This window comes from Phenylobacterium sp., assembly GCF_037138395.1.
GTDB lineage: Bacteria > Pseudomonadota > Alphaproteobacteria > Caulobacterales > Caulobacteraceae > Phenylobacterium.
The window spans coordinates 1-3,414 of sequence record NZ_JBAXIM010000206.1 but is presented as its reverse complement, the minus strand read 5'-3'; the positions used below and the strand labels follow the sequence as shown (position 1 = coordinate 3,414).

General features: G+C 68.0%; 4 protein-coding genes. All 4 read left to right on the top strand.

The genetic code is table 11. The features are described 5' to 3' along the window. The first annotated feature begins 199 nt into the window (after positions 1–199). Positions 200–400, top strand: a complete 201-nt coding sequence (gene rpmI, locus WCJ52_RS12265; RefSeq protein WP_336903595.1) for a 50S ribosomal protein L35 — start codon at positions 200–202, stop codon at positions 398–400. A gap of 16 nt (positions 401–416) precedes the next feature. Then, positions 417–773: a 50S ribosomal protein L20 gene (rplT, locus tag WCJ52_RS12260; RefSeq protein WP_336903594.1), complete on the top strand. Its 357-nt coding sequence runs from the start codon at positions 417–419 to the stop codon at positions 771–773. Positions 774–895: 122 nt separating this feature from the next. After that, entirely contained in the window at positions 896–2,005 is a 1,110-nt protein-coding gene (pheS, locus tag WCJ52_RS12255; RefSeq protein WP_336903593.1) for a phenylalanine--tRNA ligase subunit alpha, read from the top strand. Positions 2,006–2,015: 10 nt separating this feature from the next. Continuing rightward, a partial coding sequence (gene pheT / locus WCJ52_RS12250) for a phenylalanine--tRNA ligase subunit beta (RefSeq protein WP_336903592.1) occupies positions 2,016–3,414 on the top strand: 1,399 nt, incomplete at its 3' end.

Below are 3,414 nucleotides of genomic sequence, written 5' to 3'. Positions count from 1 at the left end.
TCCGGGCTGGCAGACCCGAATTGACGCCGCGCTCAAGGACTGGCTGGCCAGCCAACACCGGGCCTGAACCACCAGGGGACTTGCCACTTTGCCCCTTTTCGCGTACTCACCCGCCCCTTCGGAGCCGCCTGGCCAAAAGGCATGCCAGGGCGGTTCATCAATACGACAGAGGACGGAGCCGGAAGGTTTCCGACGTGAAATGCCGAAACTGAAGACAAAGTCGGGGGCGAAGAAGCGCTTCAAGCTCACCGCCACCGGCAAGATCAAGGCCGGGGTGGCGGGCAAGCGCCACCGCCTGATGAGCCATAGCTCCAAGTACATCCGCCAGAACCGAGGCACGAAGGTGATGACCGAGGCAGACGCCAAGATCATCCGCATCTTCCTGCCTTACGGCCTTTGATCGGAGGACCTGACACATGGCACGCGTGAAGAGGGGCGTTACCGCCCACGCACGACACAAAAAGGTTCTCGAGAAGGCCGCAGGGTTCTACGGCCGCCGCAAGAACACCATCCGCGCCGCCAAGGCCGCGGTGGACAAGGCCGGACAGTACGCCTACCGCGACCGCAAGGTCCGTAAGCGCAGCTTCCGCTCGCTCTGGATCCAGCGGATCAACGCTGCGGCCCGGCTCGAGGGCATGACCTACGCCCGATTTATCCACGGCCTTGAACTGGCCGGGGTCCAGATGGACCGCAAGGTGCTGGCGGATATCGCTGGCAGCGATCCGATCGGGTTCAAGGCCATCGCCGACCAGGTTCGCGCCGCACTGGCCTGACGCCCGGAGCCCCTCGGCTTCGTCGCATTCAGAAGCCCCCCGGCGCGTCCGGGGGGCTTTTTGCTGCCGCCACTGGATTTCCTGAAGTCCCATCCGCCAGAACCCCTGCGAGATCGACGCGAATGACCGACATCGCCGAACTGGAAGCCGCCAACACCGCCCGCATTGAGGACTCCGCCGACCTCGCCGCCCTTGAGGAGGCCCGGGTCGCTCTGCTGGGCAAGTCCGGGAACGTGACCCTGCTGGCGCGGACCCTGGGGGGCCTGAGCCTGGAGGATCGCAAGACCCTGGGGCCGCAGATCAACCAGATGCGCGACCGGCTGGCCGCCCGCATCGAAGCCCGGAAGCTGGAGCTTGAGGCCACGGAACTGGAGGCGCGCCTGGCGGCCGAGCGGGTGGACCTGTCCCTGCCCGCCCCGCCCCGTCGCCGGGGCGGCGTGCACCCGACCCTGCAGGTGATGGACGAGATGGTCTCCATCTTCGCTGACATGGGGTTCGGGGTCGCCGAGGGGCCCGACATCGAGACCGACTTCAACAACTTCACCGCCCTGAACTTTCCGCCCAAGCACCCGGCGCGGGAAATGCACGACACCTTCTTCCTGCCCCCGGACGCGAACGGCGAGCGCAAGGTCCTGCGTACCCACACCTCCCCCGTCCAGGTTCGGGTGATGAACCGGACAAACGAGAAGCTCCCGTCCTGGATCGCCAGCGGCCAGGAGCCGCCCATCCGGATCATCATCCCGGGACGCACCTTCCGGCAGGACTCCGACCAGACCCACACCCCCATGTTCCACCAGATCGAGGGTCTGGTGATCGACAAGGGCATCCACATGGGCCACCTGAAATGGACCCTGGAGACCTTCATCGCCCGGTTCTTCGAGACCGACCGGGTCACCACCCGCTTCCGGCCCCACCACTTCCCCTTCACCGAGCCCTCGGCGGAGATTGACGTGAAGTGCGACCGTTCGGGGGGCGAGGTCCGGATCGGCGAGGGCGAGGACTGGCTGGAAATCCTCGGCTGCGGGATGGTTCACCCCAATGTCCTGCGGAACTGCGGGCTGGACCCGGAGGTCTGGCAGGGCTTTGCCTTCGGCTGCGGCGTCGACCGCCTGGGCGTGCTGAAGTACGGCATGCCCGACCTGCGCGACATGTTCGCCGCCGATGTCCGCTGGCTGGCCCACTACGGGTTCTCGGCCTTCGCTGCGCCCAATTCCGCTTCGGGCCTGAGCTAGGAGGACTGAGATGAAGTTCACACTCTCCTGGCTTGGCGAGCATCTCGACACCTCCGCCTCCGTGGCCGAGGTGGTCGAGGCCATGACCATGGCCGGCCTTGAGGTTGAGCACGTGGAAGATCCCGGCGCGCGCCTCGCCGACTTTTCCGTTGCCCGCATCGTCGAGGCGGTCCAGCACCCCAATGCCGACCGGCTGCGGGTCTGCCAGGTCGACACCGGCGATGGCCGCAAGGAGATCGTCTGTGGCGCGCCCAACGCCCGGGCCGGCCTGACCACCATCTTCGCCCCCCTTGGCGCCTGCATTCCGTCCAATGGCCTGGTGCTGGAGGCCCGTCCCGTGCGCGGCGTCGTCTCCAACGGCATGCTGTGCTCGGCCGCAGAACTCCAGACCGCCGAGGAGTCGGACGGCATACTGGAGCTGGACGGCGGACTTGCGGTGGGAATGCCCGCCGCCCAGGCCCTTGGGCTGGAAGCGGTGATCGACTTCGAGGTCACCCCCAACCGGCCCGACTGGCTGGGGGTGGACGGTATCGCCCGGGACCTGGCCGCCACGGGCCTCGGGACCCTCAGGACGCCCTCCATCACCCCCGTCCCCGGTGCCTTCCCCTGCCCGGTTCAGATCCGGGTGGATGACAGCGGCGCCTGCCCCGCCTTTGCCGGGCGCCTGATCCGGGGCGTGCGCAACGGACCCTCTCCCGACTGGCTGCAGCAGAAGCTGAAGTCGATCGGGCTACGGCCCATCAGCGCCCTTGTGGACATCACCAACCTGATCACCTTCGACCGGGCCCGGCCCCTGCACGTCTATGATGCTGCACGCCTGTCCGGCGGCTGGATCGAGGCCCGGTTGGGCCGGCAGGGCGAGACGGTCGCGGCCCTGGATGGCAAGACCTATGCCGCCGGACCCGAGATCTGCGTCATCGGCGACGCCTCGGGTGCCCTCGGCCTGGGCGGCGTGATGGGCGGCGCCTCCACCGGCTGCTCGGAGACCACCACCGACGTCTTCATCGAGAGCGCCTGGTTTGATCCGATCCGGATCGCCCAGACGGGTCGGACCCTGGGGATCAGTTCGGACGCCCAGTATCGTTTCGCCCGGGGCGTGGACCCGGAGGGCCTGCTTCCCGGCCTGGAACTCGCCACCCGGCTGATCCTGGACATCTGTGGCGGGGAGGCCTCGGAGGCGGTCCTGGCGGGGCAGGCGCCCTCGCGGCCGGCGCCCTTCCCCTTCGACCGGACCTATGTCCAGGCCCTCTCAGGGCTGTCCCTGGACCGCGCGCGCATCGACACCATCCTGTTGGACCTAGGCTTTACCCTCGAAGGCGAGACCGTGGCGCCGCCCTCCTGGCGCCGGGACGTCGAGGGCCGGGCAGACCTCGTCGAAGAGGTGGCGCGGATCGCCGGCTATGACGCCC

What these genes read in the sequence shown, in the direction of transcription:
- rplT (WP_336903594.1), top strand. Translation starts at nt 417, where the DNA reads ATGGCACGCGTGAAGAGGGGCGTTACCGCCCACGCACGACACAAAAAG.
- rpmI (WP_336903595.1), top strand. Translation starts at nt 200, where the DNA reads ATGCCGAAACTGAAGACAAAGTCGGGGGCGAAGAAGCGCTTCAAGCTC.
- pheS (WP_336903593.1), top strand. Translation starts at nt 896, where the DNA reads ATGACCGACATCGCCGAACTGGAAGCCGCCAACACCGCCCGCATTGAG.